Annotated in this window: 22 protein-coding genes and 1 other RNA gene; 7 read left to right on the forward strand and 16 right to left on the reverse strand. The window is 63.8% G+C overall.

Annotated elements, in window-relative coordinates:
• The first annotated feature begins 196 nt into the window (after nt 1-196).
• The gene (locus AB0A69_RS07935; protein ID WP_361416563.1) at nt 197-1,054 is read left to right on the forward strand and encodes a helix-turn-helix transcriptional regulator; all 858 of its coding nucleotides are present in this window, start codon (nt 197-199) and stop codon (nt 1,052-1,054) included.
• Nucleotides 1,055-1,062: 8 nt separating this feature from the next.
• Nucleotides 1,063-1,275, forward strand: coding sequence for a DUF397 domain-containing protein (locus AB0A69_RS07940; protein ID WP_361416566.1), 213 nt, complete (start codon nt 1,063-1,065; stop codon nt 1,273-1,275).
• Nucleotides 1,276-1,333: 58 nt separating this feature from the next.
• Here AB0A69_RS07940 and AB0A69_RS07945 read toward each other — a convergent pair whose 3' ends face one another.
• Nucleotides 1,334-1,840 carry a hypothetical protein gene (locus AB0A69_RS07945; RefSeq protein ID WP_361416569.1) on the reverse strand — a complete coding sequence of 169 codons (507 nt, stop codon included), beginning with the start codon at nt 1,838-1,840 and terminating at the stop codon, nt 1,334-1,336.
• Between the two features lie 8 nt (nt 1,841-1,848).
• Nucleotides 1,849-3,405, reverse strand: a complete 1,557-nt coding sequence (locus AB0A69_RS07950; protein WP_361416572.1) for a hypothetical protein — start codon at nt 3,403-3,405, stop codon at nt 1,849-1,851.
• 167 nt (nt 3,406-3,572) lie between these two features.
• On the opposite strand from AB0A69_RS07950, the gene AB0A69_RS07955 reads away from it, so the two are divergent.
• Nucleotides 3,573-4,040 carry a hypothetical protein gene (locus AB0A69_RS07955; RefSeq protein ID WP_361416575.1) on the forward strand — a complete coding sequence of 156 codons (468 nt, stop codon included), beginning with the start codon at nt 3,573-3,575 and terminating at the stop codon, nt 4,038-4,040.
• 48 nt (nt 4,041-4,088) lie between these two features.
• Here the strand turns inward: AB0A69_RS07955 and AB0A69_RS07960 are convergent, their stop codons facing one another.
• The 14 genes from AB0A69_RS07960 to AB0A69_RS08025 all read right to left on the reverse strand — a co-directional run bounded on the left by AB0A69_RS07960 (nt 4,089) and on the right by AB0A69_RS08025 (nt 11,700).
• Nucleotides 4,089-4,337: a hypothetical protein gene (locus AB0A69_RS07960; RefSeq protein WP_361416578.1), complete on the reverse strand. Its 249-nt coding sequence runs from the start codon at nt 4,335-4,337 to the stop codon at nt 4,089-4,091.
• A gap of 363 nt (nt 4,338-4,700) precedes the next feature.
• Nucleotides 4,701-5,141, reverse strand: coding sequence for a KTSC domain-containing protein (locus AB0A69_RS07965; protein WP_361416582.1), 441 nt, complete (start codon nt 5,139-5,141; stop codon nt 4,701-4,703).
• Nucleotides 5,134-5,286, reverse strand: coding sequence for a hypothetical protein (locus AB0A69_RS07970; RefSeq protein ID WP_361416585.1), 153 nt, complete (start codon nt 5,284-5,286; stop codon nt 5,134-5,136). Before AB0A69_RS07970 ends, AB0A69_RS07965 begins: the two co-directional genes overlap by 8 nt.
• Nucleotides 5,286-5,441, reverse strand: coding sequence for a hypothetical protein (locus AB0A69_RS07975; protein WP_361416588.1), 156 nt, complete (start codon nt 5,439-5,441; stop codon nt 5,286-5,288). Before AB0A69_RS07975 ends, AB0A69_RS07970 begins: the two co-directional genes overlap by 1 nt.
• Nucleotides 5,438-5,626, reverse strand: coding sequence for a hypothetical protein (locus AB0A69_RS07980; RefSeq protein WP_361416592.1), 189 nt, complete (start codon nt 5,624-5,626; stop codon nt 5,438-5,440). Before AB0A69_RS07980 ends, AB0A69_RS07975 begins: the two co-directional genes overlap by 4 nt.
• 11 nt (nt 5,627-5,637) lie before the next feature.
• Nucleotides 5,638-5,931, reverse strand: a complete 294-nt coding sequence (locus tag AB0A69_RS07985; RefSeq protein WP_361416595.1) for a hypothetical protein — start codon at nt 5,929-5,931, stop codon at nt 5,638-5,640.
• A gap of 75 nt (nt 5,932-6,006) precedes the next feature.
• A complete protein-coding gene (locus tag AB0A69_RS07990) occupies nt 6,007-6,480 on the reverse strand; it encodes a MazG nucleotide pyrophosphohydrolase domain-containing protein (protein ID WP_361416598.1) in 474 nt (157 codons plus the stop codon).
• Nucleotides 6,473-7,234, reverse strand: coding sequence for an exonuclease domain-containing protein (locus AB0A69_RS07995; RefSeq protein WP_361416601.1), 762 nt, complete (start codon nt 7,232-7,234; stop codon nt 6,473-6,475). Before AB0A69_RS07995 ends, AB0A69_RS07990 begins: the two co-directional genes overlap by 8 nt.
• Nucleotides 7,231-7,677 carry a hypothetical protein gene (locus AB0A69_RS08000; RefSeq protein ID WP_361416604.1) on the reverse strand — a complete coding sequence of 149 codons (447 nt, stop codon included), beginning with the start codon at nt 7,675-7,677 and terminating at the stop codon, nt 7,231-7,233. The genes AB0A69_RS07995 and AB0A69_RS08000 overlap by 4 nt, the downstream gene beginning before the upstream one ends.
• Before the next feature lie 18 nt (nt 7,678-7,695).
• Nucleotides 7,696-8,691 carry a tyrosine-type recombinase/integrase gene (locus tag AB0A69_RS08005; protein ID WP_361416606.1) on the reverse strand — a complete coding sequence of 332 codons (996 nt, stop codon included), beginning with the start codon at nt 8,689-8,691 and terminating at the stop codon, nt 7,696-7,698.
• A 570-nt stretch (nt 8,692-9,261) separates the two neighbouring features.
• Nucleotides 9,262-9,963, reverse strand: coding sequence for a hypothetical protein (locus tag AB0A69_RS08010; protein ID WP_361416609.1), 702 nt, complete (start codon nt 9,961-9,963; stop codon nt 9,262-9,264).
• Nucleotides 9,964-10,080: 117 nt separating this feature from the next.
• On the reverse strand, nt 10,081-10,332 hold the full coding sequence (locus tag AB0A69_RS08015; RefSeq protein ID WP_361416612.1) for a hypothetical protein: 252 nt from the start codon (nt 10,330-10,332) through the stop codon (nt 10,081-10,083).
• Nucleotides 10,333-10,744: 412 nt separating this feature from the next.
• The gene (locus AB0A69_RS08020) at nt 10,745-11,218 is read right to left on the reverse strand and encodes a hypothetical protein (RefSeq protein WP_361416615.1); all 474 of its coding nucleotides are present in this window, start codon (nt 11,216-11,218) and stop codon (nt 10,745-10,747) included.
• Between the two features lie 53 nt (nt 11,219-11,271).
• On the reverse strand, nt 11,272-11,700 hold the full coding sequence (locus tag AB0A69_RS08025; protein WP_361416618.1) for a hypothetical protein: 429 nt from the start codon (nt 11,698-11,700) through the stop codon (nt 11,272-11,274).
• 167 nt (nt 11,701-11,867) lie between these two features.
• On the opposite strand from AB0A69_RS08025, the gene AB0A69_RS08030 reads away from it, so the two are divergent.
• The 4 genes from AB0A69_RS08030 to AB0A69_RS08045 all read left to right on the forward strand — a co-directional run bounded on the left by AB0A69_RS08030 (nt 11,868) and on the right by AB0A69_RS08045 (nt 15,106).
• Nucleotides 11,868-12,125 carry a hypothetical protein gene (locus AB0A69_RS08030; RefSeq protein ID WP_361416621.1) on the forward strand — a complete coding sequence of 86 codons (258 nt, stop codon included), beginning with the start codon at nt 11,868-11,870 and terminating at the stop codon, nt 12,123-12,125.
• A 2,176-nt stretch (nt 12,126-14,301) separates the two neighbouring features.
• Nucleotides 14,302-14,613: a hypothetical protein gene (locus tag AB0A69_RS08035; RefSeq protein WP_361416624.1), complete on the forward strand. Its 312-nt coding sequence runs from the start codon at nt 14,302-14,304 to the stop codon at nt 14,611-14,613.
• Between the two features lie 122 nt (nt 14,614-14,735).
• Nucleotides 14,736-14,972 (forward strand): hypothetical protein, encoded by a 237-nt coding sequence (locus AB0A69_RS08040; RefSeq protein WP_361416627.1) that lies wholly within the window; start codon nt 14,736-14,738, stop codon nt 14,970-14,972.
• Nucleotides 14,973-15,041: 69 nt separating this feature from the next.
• Nucleotides 15,042-15,106: hammerhead ribozyme type II (locus tag AB0A69_RS08045), an RNA gene on the forward strand.
• The last annotated feature ends 18 nt before the right edge of the window (nt 15,107-15,124 follow it).

Genomic DNA, 15,124 nt, shown 5'->3' on the forward strand with positions numbered 1-15,124 from the left:
GGGAGTTGACTCTCCGGTGCGGGGTCGCGTCGCTGTGTGCCCAGACTGGACTGAATGAATGCCTGGGCGCAACATGCTTGAGGGAATAAATGCTCAGTCGCCAAAATTCCTAGTGCCGCTGACATATGCCAAACTGGGGGGACCTTCCATGCGCCTACTGCCGTACGTCAGACTTGGCCCTGCTCAAGGAGGGGATGTGGCGACTCGACAAGGCCCAACGCTGAGGCAGAAGAAGCTCGGCACCGAGTTGAAGCGGCTGCGGGAAGCCGCAGGCGTGGGACAGAAGGATGCCGCGGCCGTGATCGACGGCACCCAGAGCAAGATCTCCAAGCTGGAGGGCGGGAAGGTGAGGCTCCGCCGGCTGGAGCTGCTCGCCCTGCTGAACCTGTACAAGGTCGACGACCCGAAGGTGACCGAGGACCTCCTCACGCTCCTGCGTGAGAGCGGGCAGACTCAGTACCTACCGGACTACGACCTGCGCGCGGACATGCGCGAGATGGTGGAGCTGGAGAGGGCGTGCACCCGAGTCGAGGCGTTCGCGACCATGCATCTGCCAGGCCTGCTCCAGATAGCGGAGTATGCCAGCGCGATGATCGAAGGGCTTGAGCCGTCGCTGACCGAGGAGGAGGTGGCCTATTACGTCGGTCTTCGCCTGGAGCGGCAGAAGATCCTCGAACGCGAGCGGCCTCCGCAGGTGGTCTGCATCCTCGACGAGGGGGTCATCCGCCGGCCTGTAGGCGGTGCAGCAGTCATGCGAAAGCAGCTCGCCCAATTGCTTGAGCTGGCGCGAAAACCGCACGTCACGATCCAGGTCGTCCCGTTCGAGCAGGCGGTCTACGCTGGATTGCACGGCAGCTTCCGCACGCTCGTCAACGACGACGCCAACACCCTGGATGTCGTGGAGGTCAGCACCTGGTCGAAGGCTCTATACATGCAGGATGCTGCTGATGTCGAGGTGTACCGCAAGCTCTTTGACGAGATCCGCTCGTCAGCCCTATCGTCACGCCAATCCGCTGAGTTGATCAACAACGCGATGCGGGACTACGAGGAGTAGAGGGAAAGATGATCCGCAAAGACCTCCCGGCCACTGGCTGGACGAAGTCGAGCTACAGCGAGGGAGGCAACGCCCAGTGCGTTGAGACCCTGCCCGTCGGTGCCACCGAGCTGGCAGTCCGGGACTCGAAAGCCCCCGAGAAGGGCGCCTTCGTCTTCCCTGTCTCCTCATGGACGACCTTCGTCAGCGCAGTGAAGAGCTACGAGCTGCCGAGCGCCTGATTCGCTTACGCATGCGAGGGCCCCCAACCAACACGGGTTGGGGGCCCTCCTGCTTCTCCTAGTAGCCTCCGAGCCGGTGGCTGAGGGTGTAGATCCGGGGTGGCTGGATTTCCTTGTAGTCGGCCTCGACGACCAGGTCGTGGAGCGTGAGGGGACCGGTGGCGTCGTGCGGGACACTGATCATGAACTTGCGTCCGCCTGGAACGACCTCATGCACCGAGTAGAGGAAGGGCTCGTCGAGGTCGGGATCGTCGGTGGCCGGCAGGCCGACGGTGAGGGCGCCGTTGGTGACCTTCAGCCGGCGGGTGTTGGGGACGACCAAGTCGCCCGTGACCTTGTCCCGGTAGCGGCGGTCTGCCTGGATGAGCACGCTGCCGGGTAGCGGCTGTCCGCCCTCCGCCATGTACGTCGCGACGACCGTCTGGACAGTGATGCTCTCGGGGTAGGGAGCCGGCGGATTCTCCTGCGGGTATCCGGGGCCGGGGAGCTGGTTGACGGCTGTCCAGCCGGGGATGTTGTACGGGTCGTTGGCGTCGTAGGTGTGGTAGTTGGGGTCGATCGTCACGCTGGCTCCTAGGCGGCCCTGGAGTAGAAGAAGTTCGACTCCTCGTGGACCTCGGGCATGGATAGGTCGGCGGTCATGTAGACCGCATTGGCGAGAGAGTCGACGTAGTCGTCGTGGGCGCCGGTCTCCTCCGGGGCGTGGACGATGACGTTAGGGCCGGCGAATTCGAGTTCAGCGTCTTCCATCTGCTGACGGAAGCGGGCAAATACCTTGGTCCGCTTGACCTTGGAGTGCGCCGGCCAGGAGATGTTGTCGGTCCGCATCAGCTCCATCAAGTGCTTCCACCGCTTGGACTGGGCGCCTCGGTCGGAGGGCAAGTCGATGATGTCGACGCCGGGCATGAGGACGCGCAGTCGGCTGGCCACGACGTCACCGATGCCGCCCGCGTCGATGCCGACGGCCAGGACGTTGTAGTTGGACAGGAAGTCGACGATCCTGAAGTACTGCTCTTCCCAGCCCAGTCCGCTCAGGTCGAGCCAGTTGAGAATCCGGTGCTCGTACTGGCCAAATTCGTCCGGGTAGTCCCAGTTGACCCACACGACGGTGACGATCGTGGAGTCCTGCTTGCGGGCGGGGTCGATGCCGACGATGACAGGGGTCCTGTTCCAGGCCGGCACGGTCTGCATAGACCGGTCCCCCAGTTCCTCCATGCGCTCGCTGGTGGTGAACATGCCTCGGTCGAGGAGCCACTGGAGGCGGTAGGAGAGGCGGAACTCGTCGGAGTCCTCACCGATGGTGAGCATCTCGCCGCGGATGTAGACGCCGTAGTCAGGATGGGCCCTGGCGACATCCTTCCAGGTGGCCTCGAAGTGGTTGGGCCGGGCACCGCGTCTGGTCGCGAACCGCTTGTTCTGCTGGATGATCTTGTAGAAGATCCCCTTGGTGTACGTGGGGGTTCCCGTGAGGATCATCGTTCCGCGAGTGCTCGCGAGCATCGGGCTGATCGACTTGTTGACGACCTTCTCGTCGGCGACCTGGGCCTCGTCGATCAAGACGACGTGGTAGGTGCGACCTTCGATCTGGGCCCTGGGGTGACAAGTTTGCTTGCGGACGAGGCTGCCGCACTTCACCAGCCGCAGTTCCTTGCCCTTGCCGACGACCTTCTCGTCGATCTCGGGGTCGGCCATCAGCTCCAGGGCGCGCTCGGATGTCAGCCGGCTGACGATGCGGCCGTAGATGTTGTCCGCCATGTCGTCCACCGGAGCGAAGGCCCCGAGCCAGACGCCCTCTTTGAACCTGCCGAGCAGAGCGGGGAAGATCGGGGCGAGGCGGGGGAACATGATCAGGACGGCTGCGAGGGTGTTCGCGAGGGTCTCGGACTTCCCGGACTGGCGGGCCCAGCAGGCGGTGATCTTGGCGGTGTCGCCGAGGATGAGCGATTCCAGGATGCGGCGCGCGAGGGGGACTTGATATTCGCGCAGGGGGTGCCCGGAAAGCTCGTCAATGACGAGGAGCATCTTTTCGACGATGCGGTCGACGGTCTCCTGGGATATCTCGGGATTGACAGGTAGCAGGAACTCGTCGCCGTCCTCGACGTCTGTTCCACCTACGACCTTAAGCACCATGAATTACCCCGCATCGCTCAAACTGATGCAATCAGGGTAAAAAGGGGCCATCCATTTGTGTTAGTGCTGCTGAACTGGCGGCAGCATCGGCGACGCACGCCTGGTCAACTGTGCCGTTTTGGCCGCTACAGTTGCTTCACACTTCACACACGTTTCAGGGGGCTGGAATGGGAATTGACTGGGGGGCACAGGACGACTGGGCTCAGCGGGTAACGCGAGAGGCAGATGCGGTCCGCTCTGTCCCCGGCCACGGTCTCACCGACGGGCAGGCGTACCTGGTCGCGGCCGGCCGCGTCGTCGAGCGCCGGCTGGTGTTCATGTACCGGCTGATGGTGTGGGGTGGGACGCTCCTGGCCCTCTACGTCGGCTGGTTCACCTGGCACGACTCGGGGAGCTTCCGCGACTCCCTCGCCCCCATGGCTATCTCCATGTGGCTGTTCTCCGCAGTCGCCTTCCGCCTCACCCGGCGAATGCGCTGGGCCGGCTTCAGCGTCGGCCCGTACGCCCGCGAGGTCGAGGCCTCGCTGCGCCGCGCACAGGGTGGCATCCACCTCATCAAGCTGTCCGGCGGCATCGTCCTGGCGAGCCTGTTCTTCTACGCCATCTGTGTCTCCTGGGCCTTCCCGCTCAGCTAGCCCGCTCAGTACAAAGCCCCAACCCATCAGCGCTGGGTTGGGGCTTTGTCACGCCTTCTGGCGCTCTTGCAGCTCGCGCACGATGGCCGCCAGGGCGACCACGCCGTCCACGGCTTCCATGACGGCATCGTCGCTCGGCTGCTTACGGTGCCGGTACAGCGCCGCGGCGATCGTCGAGCCCGTGATGTCGGCAGCGTCCAGCAGCTCCACGAGCGGCAGCAGCTTTACCCGCCGCTCCGCTCTCTCCAGCAGCCGGTGTGCCGGCCAGAGCCGCTCGATCAGTCGTCTCAGCTTCATCGGTCCAGTCCCAGCATCTCCAGGAGCTCCCACTCCTCGTCGGCGTCCTCACTCCTGCGTGCCACCTGGCGGCGGGCCAGGTCCTCGTCAGTCATCGTCACGGCCGGGGATGAACGGCTTCGGACTGCCGAGGACCGCCACCAGGGCGTGGTCCTCGCTCGGGAGCGTCTCAGACCACCGGCCGAAGCCGACCCCCTGTCCGAAGGGAAGACGGACAACTCGGGTGTCACCCCGGCGAAAGGGCTCCCGCATCTCCTGAGTCCAGGTTCTGTAGGTGAAAGGGAACCCCTTGAGGGTGGGAACGCGGCGCACGAAGAATGGAAGTTTCATGCGCCGCACCCTAATGGCGGATTTCCGAATGTGTTAGCGGATCCGCCGGTAGGGATGGCCCTGGAGGGCCTTGTCGATGATGTTCCTGCCTTCCGACCCGGTACGTCGCACGTTCTTCCACGTATTCGGACTGACGCGGTAGTACTCGTAAACGGGCCCACCGGGCTTTCCACGCCCGTCCTCACCGTTTCGGAATTCGACGCGAAGGGTGTGAGACTTCGAGTCGTAGCCGGCGGAAACGGTCCGGGGGCGGTTGCGGTTGATGGTGTGGTTCGGCCAGGTGTGGAAGGTCAGGAGTTTGTCGGTCTTGCCGGTCGCCCGGAACTCCTCCAGCGCAGCTCGCGTCTTGGGGCGCATGTCCCGCTCGTCGTACGCCTGGAGGCGGTCGACCTGGCGCTTGGAGTACCGGTTGCCGCCTAGTGCCGGCTCGGGCAGCGGCTTGACCGGAGGTGGCTTCCACCCGCGGTTAGGCATCCTTCTTGCCTCCAGGCTTCTGTACGGTCCACCCGACGGGGTGCTGCTCGCCCTCGGGGTCGATTTCTACGCCCGGCTTGTGCGGGCAGAAGCGGCCGGCCTGGACGTGCCGGCCCTGCCACCAGACGCACGTGGACACCTGCATCACAGCCTCCCGGCTGCGCGAGCGCAGTCCTGGCACAGGTGGATCTGGTTGTGTGCGCCGCCGCTGGTGGTGCTCAGGGCCGCCGTGCGCTCGGGATGGTTGTCGCAGTGGTGGCGCGGCGCTTCCTCGGCCTTGGTGGTCTTACGGGTGGTCATGCTGCTCCCTGCTGGTTCACGATCTGGGATTCGACTCGGTCGGTGAAGCGCCGTGCGTCGGCGGTGGCGTGCCTGGCCTTGACAGCGGTGAGACGCAGTGCGAGGGCTGCCTTGGTCATGCGCGCTGAGGCGTCCGCGAGGTCGATCGAGTTGTGCTGGGGACGCTTGGTGTTCCAGAGGGCCACGGTCGCCCCTTTCAGCCTTCGCGGCGGGGGTCGGCCAGCGTGGTGACGACTCTGTCCATCACGTCGGTGACGCGGGAGGTCGCCGTTACCATCTCCTGCGCGGTCGCGGTCATCGACTCGGCGAGCGGGATGACCTGCTCCACAAGGTCTCGCAGCCGCGCGTTCTCGTCGACCTCCCGGCGATACGTCTTTCCGGGAACGACGACTTCGCTGACGAAGATAGCGAAGACGAATGCAGCAAGCGGCCCCAGGATCAGCGGATTGTCGAAATTGACACCGCCGCCTGAGGCCGCCTCTGCGAGCATACTGTGAAGCATTCGGACCGCCTTCAGCGTTAAGGACTCACGTCCTCAATGCTAAGTGGGGCCCTATGAATTGTGTTATACGGCGACTTGCAAGCCGAGGTAGTGCGTAAGACTGTCGATGCCCACTTCAGTCATGTCGGCCTCACGGTAGTTGGGGCCCTTCAGAACCTTCCCGTCCTCGCGGAGAACCGGCTGTCCGTCCTCCCCCAGTTTCGACATGTTGCTCTCGTGGACCTCGGCGAACGCCTTGTCCAGGGGGATGCCGAGCAGGTCCGCCGTCCCGAAGATGACGTACAGCAGGTCGGCCAACTCCTTAGCGAGGTGCTCCACCAAGCCCACCGGGTAACCGGTGTAGTCGGTGTTGCCGATCGCGTGATGGACGGCGTCGATGGCCTCGGCGACCTCCTTGGCCTCCTCACTGATCAGCGTGACGCGGCGCTCCAACAACTCCCGGAACTTCTCCGGGGTGACGATGTCGTTGACGACGTCGAACGCTTCGTGGAACTGGGCGACCGCGCCCTGGAAGTCGAGCTGGGCAGGGTCAGGCACGTGCAGGCTCCTTCATGGGGATGATGGGCCACTCGCCGTTGACGACGGCCGAGGGGTTCTTGGTGCGGCGCAACCAGTCCTGGTAGCCGGCGGACTGGGCGGCGAACCACAGCCGCTGCTGGGCGTACAGCTCGCCGAGGCTGCGACCGTGGACCTCGTGGTGGTAAGTGCTGCGGTTGAACGCCCGCTCGTCCTCGGCTGTGCGCAGGATCTCCTGTGTGACCTGCACGGCGGCCAGGGCGTCGGCGCCGGCCTCGTGAGCGCCCTTCAGGGTCACGCCGTAGTAGGCAGCGAGACTCTCCAGCGTCCGCTTGCCGGGCCGGAACGGATCGACCCTGCGGTCCAGGACGTAAGGGTCCAGGACGACCCCGTCCGGGGCGGAGGCGAGCATCTCGGTGACGGGCGTGACGTCATTGCGCCGACACTCGCGGTCCAGGAGGGTGAGGTCGTAGGGCGCGTTCATGATGACCAGGGGTATGCCGGCGGACAGCGCGCCCCAGATCTGGCCGGCGATCTGCGCGGTGGCTCGGATGGTGTTCATGCCATCTCGTCGCGCCCGCTCGGTGGTGATCTTGTGGACCTTGGTGGCCTCCGCAGGGATCTCGACGCCAGGGTCGACGAGCCACTCGCGCGAGCGCCTAGGGGCGCCATGCAGGACCTCGACCATGGCGGCCGTGACAATGCGGTCCTGCTCGACAGAGACGCCCGTGGTCTCCAGGTCGAAGCCCATGAAGGTGTCCGGCAGGGCTATCACGCGGCCTCCCGCAGAGGAGCTGGGCTGACCGTCTGGTCAGCGCGCTGCTGCGTTTCGGCAAGCAGGTTGCGGTAGGCGTGGATCAGCGCCGGCAGGGCGTTGCGGGCCACGAGGTAGAAGGTGAGGTCCTCCCCCTCCGCGTCGTCGAACAGCTCGATGCCGTGGAACTCCTGCATCCCACGAGCAGCGTTGAAGCGCCCGCCGTACAGGGGCCCGATGGCGTCACAGACGCTCTGGAGAAAATCCAAGTCGGAGTGGCTCAGCCGCTCCAAGGGCTCCTCGGGGTGGGGGACGAAGCAGTCGGCGCACGAGACGTTGCCGTACTGGGTCCGCTCCCAGACGTGATGCTGGGACGCATCGTCGATCGCCTTGGCCGGGCAGTTCCCCGAACTGGGGTACTCCTCCCGGAAGAGCCGGATTGCGTCCGGTGTAACGTCGGGCATGCTCTCTCCTCTCACGGATCAGGCGGCGACGAGTTCCGCGGTGGCCAGCACCTCGCGGAGGGCCTCGTCGACCAGGACCTCGACTGCCTCGTCCAGCGCTGCCTCTGCTTGACGGCGGGCGGCAACTGCGAGGAGCTGCTCGTCGAGTGCGTAGCTCGGGGAGTTGTCGAGGTTGTTGCGTGCGCGGTCGTACCGGCGGGTGGTGCGCGGGTCGGCGTGACCGAGCAGGTCCTGCACGGTTTCCAGGGACTTGCCGCTCTCCAACGCGAGAGTCGCGCAGGTGTGGCGGAGGTCGTGTGTACGGATCGCCCGGATCCCAGCACGTCGGCAGAGGCGCTTGATCATGTCCCAGATCCCCTGGCGGGTGATCCGCCGGCCGGTGCTGGTGATGATCAGCGGTCCACTGGTGCGGTCGCCGAGGTACGCCATTAGGGCCGTCCATGCGCTCGGCGGGAGGACGATGGTCTGCGAGCGACCGCCCTTGCGGGTGATGCGCAGGACCTTGTGGCCGCGCTCCTCGCCCAGGTCCTCGATGTTGGCGTTGACCAACTCGCTGACGCGCATACCGGTCAGCAGAAGGACGTGGACCACGGCCGAGCACCGCAGGCTGTACGCCTCGGCTCCGCGCAGCAGTTGCTCGGACTCCTCGAAGGTCAGGCCAGTGGCCTGCGAGATGTTCGAGACGGGCTGACGCTTGACCAGGGCAGCCGGGTTACGGAAGACGATGTCCTCCAGCTCGGCCATGGCGTACTTGAACAGGCCCGACACGACAGACAGGTGACGGTTCACCGCACCGTTGCTGTAGTGGTCGAGGAGCCAGTTCTTGAAGGCGTCCATCTGGGCCCTCCTCTGGTTGAAGGGGTCCATCTGGTACTCGGAGCACCAGGTGAGGTAGTGGCGCAGGTCGCGCCTGTACTCCTCGCGGGTGCGGCCGTTCTTCGTCAGGAGGAAGGCACCAGCAACGGCGATCGGCTGTATCTGGCCGTTCTCGACGAGAGCGAGCTGAGCGCCCATCTGCGCCTTCCTTCAGTGGAGTCAGGAAGGCCCTCAGCGCTTGGTGCCCGCCAAGCAAGAAGGCCCGGAGTGTGTCCCGTCCGCGTTGCCCAACGCTTCCGGGGACACCCCGAGCCTACTAGATGAACAACTTGTTCCACAAGTTGTCGTTCAAATATTTACCCAGCTCAGACGACCCAGACCTCCGTGTCGCTGACGATTCGCAGCCGGCTGGAATCCCCGCCAGCAGCCTTCAGGGCCGCCTTCATGACCTCGGGCCAGACCTTCACCTCGGTCACCACGGGACCGTTGTACGAGTTCCGCCGGCGAGCCTCCGCCCGACGCCGCCCACTCCGCTCTCGGCGCGCAGCCGTCTCCTCACGGTCCAACCGGTGCCACGCATCCGCCCCGTGGCGGACCGTCCTGTCGAACGCGGAAGTCCGCTCCGTGAAGTACTCACTCATCCGCTGCGCTCCTTGCTCTCACTGAAAGGCAAGAGGGGCCGGCCTCGGCAATCCGAGTAACCAGCCCCTCTTGAGTTCGCTCAACCTCGTTCCGGTGAGCCGCACCCGCGGCGACGTAATAACGCCGTCACTTGCTCACCGCCGTGTCGTCCGCGTCCGACCGCTCAAGGTCTTCTCGACGAAGCCGCGCATACAGCTCCATCAGCGGCTGCCCCGGCATGCCCGTCTGAGGCATGCCGGCAATCAGACGGAACTCCGCACCCGACAGACGCTCGTCCTTGTTGTCCAGCGCGGCATTGAGGTAGTTCCTCACCTTGGAGGGGGTGACCTCCTCCCACTCGGAAGGAGACTCCAGCTCCTCCTCACGGCGGCGCACCTCCTTGAAGAGGTCCTCGACAGCGAAGGAGAGCTTGCCCTTGTCCTGAAGAGTCGTCACGAGGTCACGCTCAGCCTTATCCCTGAGCAGCTCATCCCGGTTCTTCAGGACGTCCCGCAGGTAGTTGCGGATCTCCGCCGTCGTGAAGAGGTCTCCACGGTGGTCCTCGAACAGCTTCTGGAGAGCAACCTTGGCAGCCTGAGCACGCCCGAAGAACGGCTCATTGTGGGCGTACCACTCGGCCTTGTGGTCGGCACACAGGATCAGGTCGAGTGCCCTGGCCCCGTTGATCTCGATATGAAGCGGGTGGCCTGGTACAGGCTTCCCGCAGACGATCTCCCGGCCGTTGTCGTCATGGCCCACTAGCCGGTTACAGCTTGGCCCAGGCTGTTCGGTAGCCACGGCGCTCCCCTTCCGATGCCGCCCTACCTGCTCAAGCGGCTTGCTCTCCATCTGTCCCGCTCCTGGCGGACCCGCATCTGTGCAGCGATGTTCGGAACTATAAACCAGGAGTTGGTCATCTTGTGCGCCTACTTGTGCCACAAGCAGAAGGAGTGAGTCACAAACCAATCACACGTTCGAATGTTCGGTTCGGACACCGAGGACGGTCTCACCAGTCTTCAGGTTCACTAGCCAGCGGAGGCGGCCGGACTCGATCGCCTCCTCAAGGGCCCGCTCGACCTCCTCACCGTAAAGATCCGGAAGCGCACCCTCATGCGGCACGTCCTCTTTCGTGCGCACGAACGGCGCCAGCCGGCTGAGGTCCTTGGGTTCCAAGATCGGTATCCGCCCGGTCCTGTTCACCTCAGACACAACTGCCATGGCGCACTCTCCCCGAATTCCGGACCTCGTCGGCCCCGCGCAATCGATGCAGCTCCGCCCTGGGTGACCCCCCCGGACGACGCGCTCCACATGTAATCACTCAGGCGACTTGTAGGCCATGTTGTGGATCTTCTTGTCCCTCACGCCAGCAAAGGCAGCTCAGTCAACGAAGGGTTGCCGCCTACCCCCGGTAACTAGCCGCTGACGTGGGCATATGCCACTGACGGTCATGATCAAGCCACCAGAAAGTGACGACGGGGACATGTGAGGCCCCCTCATGGTTGCTGTGACGAGCGTCACCTGAACACCGGTAGTTAACCTTCCGTTAACCGTACGGTTAGGGTCACCTAAGTCGGCGTGAGGCGGGTCTACCTGCGACTTCACGGATCTGACACAAACCGAGTCATCCGGCCTACGCGACGGACCCAAACCGGATCGTCTGCCCGCGTAGATAGGTCTCAACCACCTCAGCGCACGTGGTCTCACAAACGTCACCACGCACCTTTCGGCCACGCATCGCCGACCGGGCCGCCCGATCTACCAACGCCATCGCCTCCGTGCTGTTTCGCTGCAAACGCTCGTACTGGATGCAGTCCACCGCCGACCCCAGCACCTCCAGCAGCCGACGAAGCTCCAGGGGCACGCGTTCCGGATAGCGGTCCGGCGCCCACGACCGCAGCGTCTTCAACCCGCGCCCAACGCCGTCCAGGTCGCCGTAGATAAGCGGCGCCCGCGCGCCGGCACTGAACGCACGCATCGCCGTCGCGAGCACGTTGGCCACCTCGTAATAGGGGCTGCCGACCACATCCCGCTCGAACCGAACGACGACCACATGCCCGACCGGCTGGCCAGCGCGGTCACAGCGCACGGAAGCACCCGCAGCCACACCACTCTCGTAGCCGACCGACGCATCACACGCCCAGCTCGACGGCCAGGTCCTCACGCAGCCTCGCCCGCGGCGGCCCGGATCGGCACCCACTGATGCCGGCCGAAGCCCAGATCCCGCTTCTTGAGCCTCAGCAACTCCGCCGCAACCTCGACCGCCCAACGCCGCTCATCGCTCGAAGCCTCCTCCCAGCGTCGCGCCACAGTCGTAAGCCACGCAGCCACCGTCAGGCCGACCCGCGGCGAGCCGACCAACGCCAGATGCTCCAGGACGAACTCATAGCGCGGCGCGAACACCTCGATCACGCAGCTCGGCCGCTCAGCATCGTCGACCACGACGGGAGTACCGCTCCCCCGCGTCTGCGACTGGACGTAGTGGTCGCGCCCCTTCTCCTGAACAGCGCCGGCCGACGACTTCAGCAGCTTCTCCGCGGCCAGTTCGACCAGCGCGCGGTCCTGCTCCCTCTGCAACTCATCGCTCATGCGCGGAACGTACGTCGAGCCCGGATGGCCGCGCCTCAACCCGACTTACTCACCCAGGTCAACCGTGATCGAACCGTCACCCGCACGTCGACTTGGCGTGCGGGATCAACTCCGAGTCCGTGACGCTCGGGGCCCTCTCTCTCATCAACGCTGCTACGTTCCGCCGTATGGCAAAGCACTGGATGGTGGTCTCCCTGACAACCGCAGGCGCCGGCCTGCACACCGACCTGGTCACGACAGACGATGCTGCCCCGCCTTCGAGCGCCGCTGTACAGCAGGTCATTCAGGCACATGGACCGGTCGCCGGCTTCTGGTCCCTTGGTCCGTTCGAGAGCCCCGAGGCCGCTCGATACAGCTCGACGCAACTCGCCAGCATGGCCAACCTCCTCAAGGTCATGACGGAGCAAACAGCCCTTCGCCGTTGACGCGTCGCCCCAATTTCGCTCGTTCGCACTGTGACGGACGCCACAGTGACGCTCTGTGCTGCCCGACTCCACAGCGATGCCGGCTCGCATGCTAGAAAGCTGCTCAGCGTGTTCGTCTCGCCTGCTTTCGGAGCTCTCCGTCTACGAAATCGCGAAACCCACCCCAGTGACGCACGGCTACTGTCAGATTTGGTCGGCCTGGTGGCTATACGAGTGATCAGGGGGTAGTAACCGGCTTCGACCACTTAAGGGTGGGGGTGCCCTTTATGCCCGAATTCCCGTGCATGCATATTATGCCTCGCACCGCATAACTCTCCATGCGCATGCACACGCCCGTTTCGCACCCCATGTCGGCTAGGCCGGTCTTCACGCCTTATGGGTTACTCCCAAATTCCCATTTGGGTACGCCCCCACCTGCGGATTCCTCGCCGGGTCATCTAAAAGGTCATCAGCACCGCGAAAGTCAACCCCTGTGCGACATCTTTTCCTGCATAAAGTCGACAGTTACGCGCTGTGCACGGCTACTGTCAACCGAGGGTTGCACACTCATGGGGCCACCGCCTGACAAACGGACCATCAGATACGCAGAGAGTTACTCATCGTGCATATGTGCAGGTAGCAGCCTTGCAGCCGGTCGACGCACACACTATACCAATAGACCGTCAGCTACTTAGGCTTACCTATGTCAGCAGTCACGCAGAGTTGACATATCAGAAAGTAGCGAAAGTACCTTTCTTGGCTACCGAGCGTGCGCACGGCGCAGCATGGCACAACGTAGCCACCTACTCACTGTGTGTATGGAGAGACACCGAGCACTCTCCCCCTCCCCCCGCTTTTCCTGCCGAGAGCACGCGAGAGCCGTAGGGCATCGCGAGAGCCGCTGAGAGCCGCTGTACGGCACGGGAACGGCCGTAAGGCACCGAGAGCCGTAGGGCATTGCGACAGCCTCTGAGAGCCGCACCGAGAGCCGCAGCGCGCGAACGGCACCGAAAGCCGCTGAGAGCCGTTGTGCAGCCATGGCGAGAGCCGTAGGCACCCGAGAGCCGTAGCGAGCACAGAGAGCCGCTGAGAGCCGCACGCATGCCCTAAGTGGTGCATGCCCTAGGGAGCATGCCGACCACTACGCACCCCCGATTTTCAGGGCCGCCGAGAGCTGCCAGGGATCACGTGCGCACGCCGCCAAGCATCGCGAGAAACGGACATAGCTACCCATAAGCCGCAAGGCAGTCGCCGGCGATCCTTGGTAACGGAAAGTAGTTTTACGTCACGGCCGGTCACCCATTGCAGGTCACAGGGGGTGTCGAGTGCTACGGGAACCACGTGCGCGGATCGGTAAGCAGATTGAACTTGTGCTTACCGCTACGCACCCCCTAGAGTCTTCTTTGTCAGCAGGACGGACCGCCGGAAACGGAGGTCCCGAGAGCAGACACCGAAGAAAACCGCACGGAGGAAAGCCACCCGCAAAACGGGCGGTGAGTACAAAGGAAGCGGCCGTTGTTTGAGAACTCAAAAGTGGAGCGCTAGCGAGCCGCCCGGAAGGGCAGGCGAGATAAGCGAGTGAGTGGCAGTGCCATAGGCACGCCACGTCTAGGGTCCATCTACCTATGTACCGTCTTTACGCATGAGTCATAGGTGCCATTAAGCGATGGGTTGCTCGGGGACGTGTCGTGAAACCAAACGTGCGCACTCATGTCCTTATTCGTCGCTCGCTAGCTTGACGCACGGGAACGGTAACGACGTTTCTGCAAGGGGAATGAGGATTCCCCACTATCGGTCAACGTGCCGATAGGGCGCGCATGCCACAGGGGTGAAGTCTGCCTACTGTCGCCGAAGGATTATAGTCCGGGGTCTTATGCGCGTATCTGTTCGCCTGTGGCTTTCACAGCACGTGTGCGGGCAGTGCGTAGAAGTGTGGTGGCAAGAGCAGTAAGAGGTACCGCCACCGTTACCCGTAGCGTCACTCTCTCTCATATCGCGCCGGATTTATCCGTGCGCGATCGGGGGCACCGAGATTCTGCGGTGCCCCTACCCTCTCTTAGTTTGGTCCGTTTTACCGACGGACAATCTCATGCACTACGGCGCAGCAGGGTGCTAGGTCTCATTAGCCGAATCCCCTGCTGTAGCCGAGAGCCAACGGATGTGGTGTCCGTTGGTCACCCATGAGAGGTAGAGGGCAATGGCTGATGTGGTTCTGTCCAACGCACTTATGTGGGCAGGCAAGAAAGCCGTGGTGCAGGATCCGTACGACTGGGATGACGACGCCTCATGGGTGCTCGGTAACGAGGACCGTTTCAGGGGCATCGGAAAGGACCGGACGGATGCGCTCATCCATGCAGCCCGAATCGGGAACCTGTCCGTGGACGTAACGAAGTACCTGCAATCCGACGGGACGCTTCGGTGGTCCGATGTGCTGGACGACGTCACCCACGGCTGCATGTCCGAGTTCATCGAGACGCCTTACGGCGTGCTGTTCATGGACTGTGGCTGAGGTCGTCCCGGCGACCATAAACAGGCGTTAGGCCGGGAGCGTCCGTGCAGAATTCTGCACGGGGTCGCAGCAGTGCTGCGAGGCAGGGGTGGTGCCCTGTCTATCTTGAGAGGTAGAGAGCAATGCAAGACGAATACACGACCGTCATGGTGTCGTCCCCGGCTTTTCTCGCCGGAGAGGACAAGCGGTTCGTTCTCGGGGGCTCCGTCTATCGGCAGCATTCCGCGACGAACCCGGACGGACAGGTGTACTGGATCACCTGCACCACGAATGGTGTCACTCGTTCCTCACAAATCTGGAAGTCCTCTGTAACGCGCCGGAAGAAGTGGAACGACATCATGATGGGTAAGGCGATCTAGCTAGGCGGGCAGGGCTAGCCGGCTGAGTTATACCCGTATGCCGGCGGCCCTGTCATGCACAAATTCGAATGCCGAAACTCCCTGTCGGGAGTCGTCTCGGAGTGGTGTCCGAGGCCTGATGAAGGCAGCCGCTTGATTCAGTTCTGAGAGGA

Origin of the sequence: Streptomyces sp. NPDC045431 (genome assembly GCF_040646655.1) — a bacterium.
In the GTDB taxonomy this organism is placed as follows: domain Bacteria; phylum Actinomycetota; class Actinomycetes; order Streptomycetales; family Streptomycetaceae; genus Streptomyces.

What these genes read in the sequence shown, in the direction of transcription:
- AB0A69_RS08040 (WP_361416627.1), top strand. Translation starts at nt 14,736, where the DNA reads ATGCAAGACGAATACACGACCGTCATGGTGTCGTCCCCGGCTTTTCTC.
- AB0A69_RS07970 (WP_361416585.1), bottom strand. Translation starts at nt 5,286, where the DNA reads ATGCAGGTGTCCACGTGCGTCTGGTGGCAGGGCCGGCACGTCCAGGCC.
- AB0A69_RS07985 (WP_361416595.1), bottom strand. Translation starts at nt 5,931, where the DNA reads ATGCTCGCAGAGGCGGCCTCAGGCGGCGGTGTCAATTTCGACAATCCG.
- AB0A69_RS07965 (WP_361416582.1), bottom strand. Translation starts at nt 5,141, where the DNA reads ATGCCTAACCGCGGGTGGAAGCCACCTCCGGTCAAGCCGCTGCCCGAG.
- AB0A69_RS08030 (WP_361416621.1), top strand. Translation starts at nt 11,868, where the DNA reads ATGGCAAAGCACTGGATGGTGGTCTCCCTGACAACCGCAGGCGCCGGC.
- AB0A69_RS07955 (WP_361416575.1), top strand. Translation starts at nt 3,573, where the DNA reads ATGGGAATTGACTGGGGGGCACAGGACGACTGGGCTCAGCGGGTAACG.
- AB0A69_RS08025 (WP_361416618.1), bottom strand. Translation starts at nt 11,700, where the DNA reads ATGAGCGATGAGTTGCAGAGGGAGCAGGACCGCGCGCTGGTCGAACTG.
- AB0A69_RS08010 (WP_361416609.1), bottom strand. Translation starts at nt 9,963, where the DNA reads ATGGAGAGCAAGCCGCTTGAGCAGGTAGGGCGGCATCGGAAGGGGAGC.
- AB0A69_RS08000 (WP_361416604.1), bottom strand. Translation starts at nt 7,677, where the DNA reads ATGCCCGACGTTACACCGGACGCAATCCGGCTCTTCCGGGAGGAGTAC.
- AB0A69_RS07975 (WP_361416588.1), bottom strand. Translation starts at nt 5,441, where the DNA reads ATGACCACCCGTAAGACCACCAAGGCCGAGGAAGCGCCGCGCCACCAC.
- AB0A69_RS07960 (WP_361416578.1), bottom strand. Translation starts at nt 4,337, where the DNA reads ATGAAGCTGAGACGACTGATCGAGCGGCTCTGGCCGGCACACCGGCTG.
- AB0A69_RS07950 (WP_361416572.1), bottom strand. Translation starts at nt 3,405, where the DNA reads ATGGTGCTTAAGGTCGTAGGTGGAACAGACGTCGAGGACGGCGACGAG.
- AB0A69_RS08005 (WP_361416606.1), bottom strand. Translation starts at nt 8,691, where the DNA reads ATGGGCGCTCAGCTCGCTCTCGTCGAGAACGGCCAGATACAGCCGATC.
- AB0A69_RS08035 (WP_361416624.1), top strand. Translation starts at nt 14,302, where the DNA reads ATGGCTGATGTGGTTCTGTCCAACGCACTTATGTGGGCAGGCAAGAAA.
- AB0A69_RS08015 (WP_361416612.1), bottom strand. Translation starts at nt 10,332, where the DNA reads ATGGCAGTTGTGTCTGAGGTGAACAGGACCGGGCGGATACCGATCTTG.
- AB0A69_RS07940 (WP_361416566.1), top strand. Translation starts at nt 1,063, where the DNA reads ATGATCCGCAAAGACCTCCCGGCCACTGGCTGGACGAAGTCGAGCTAC.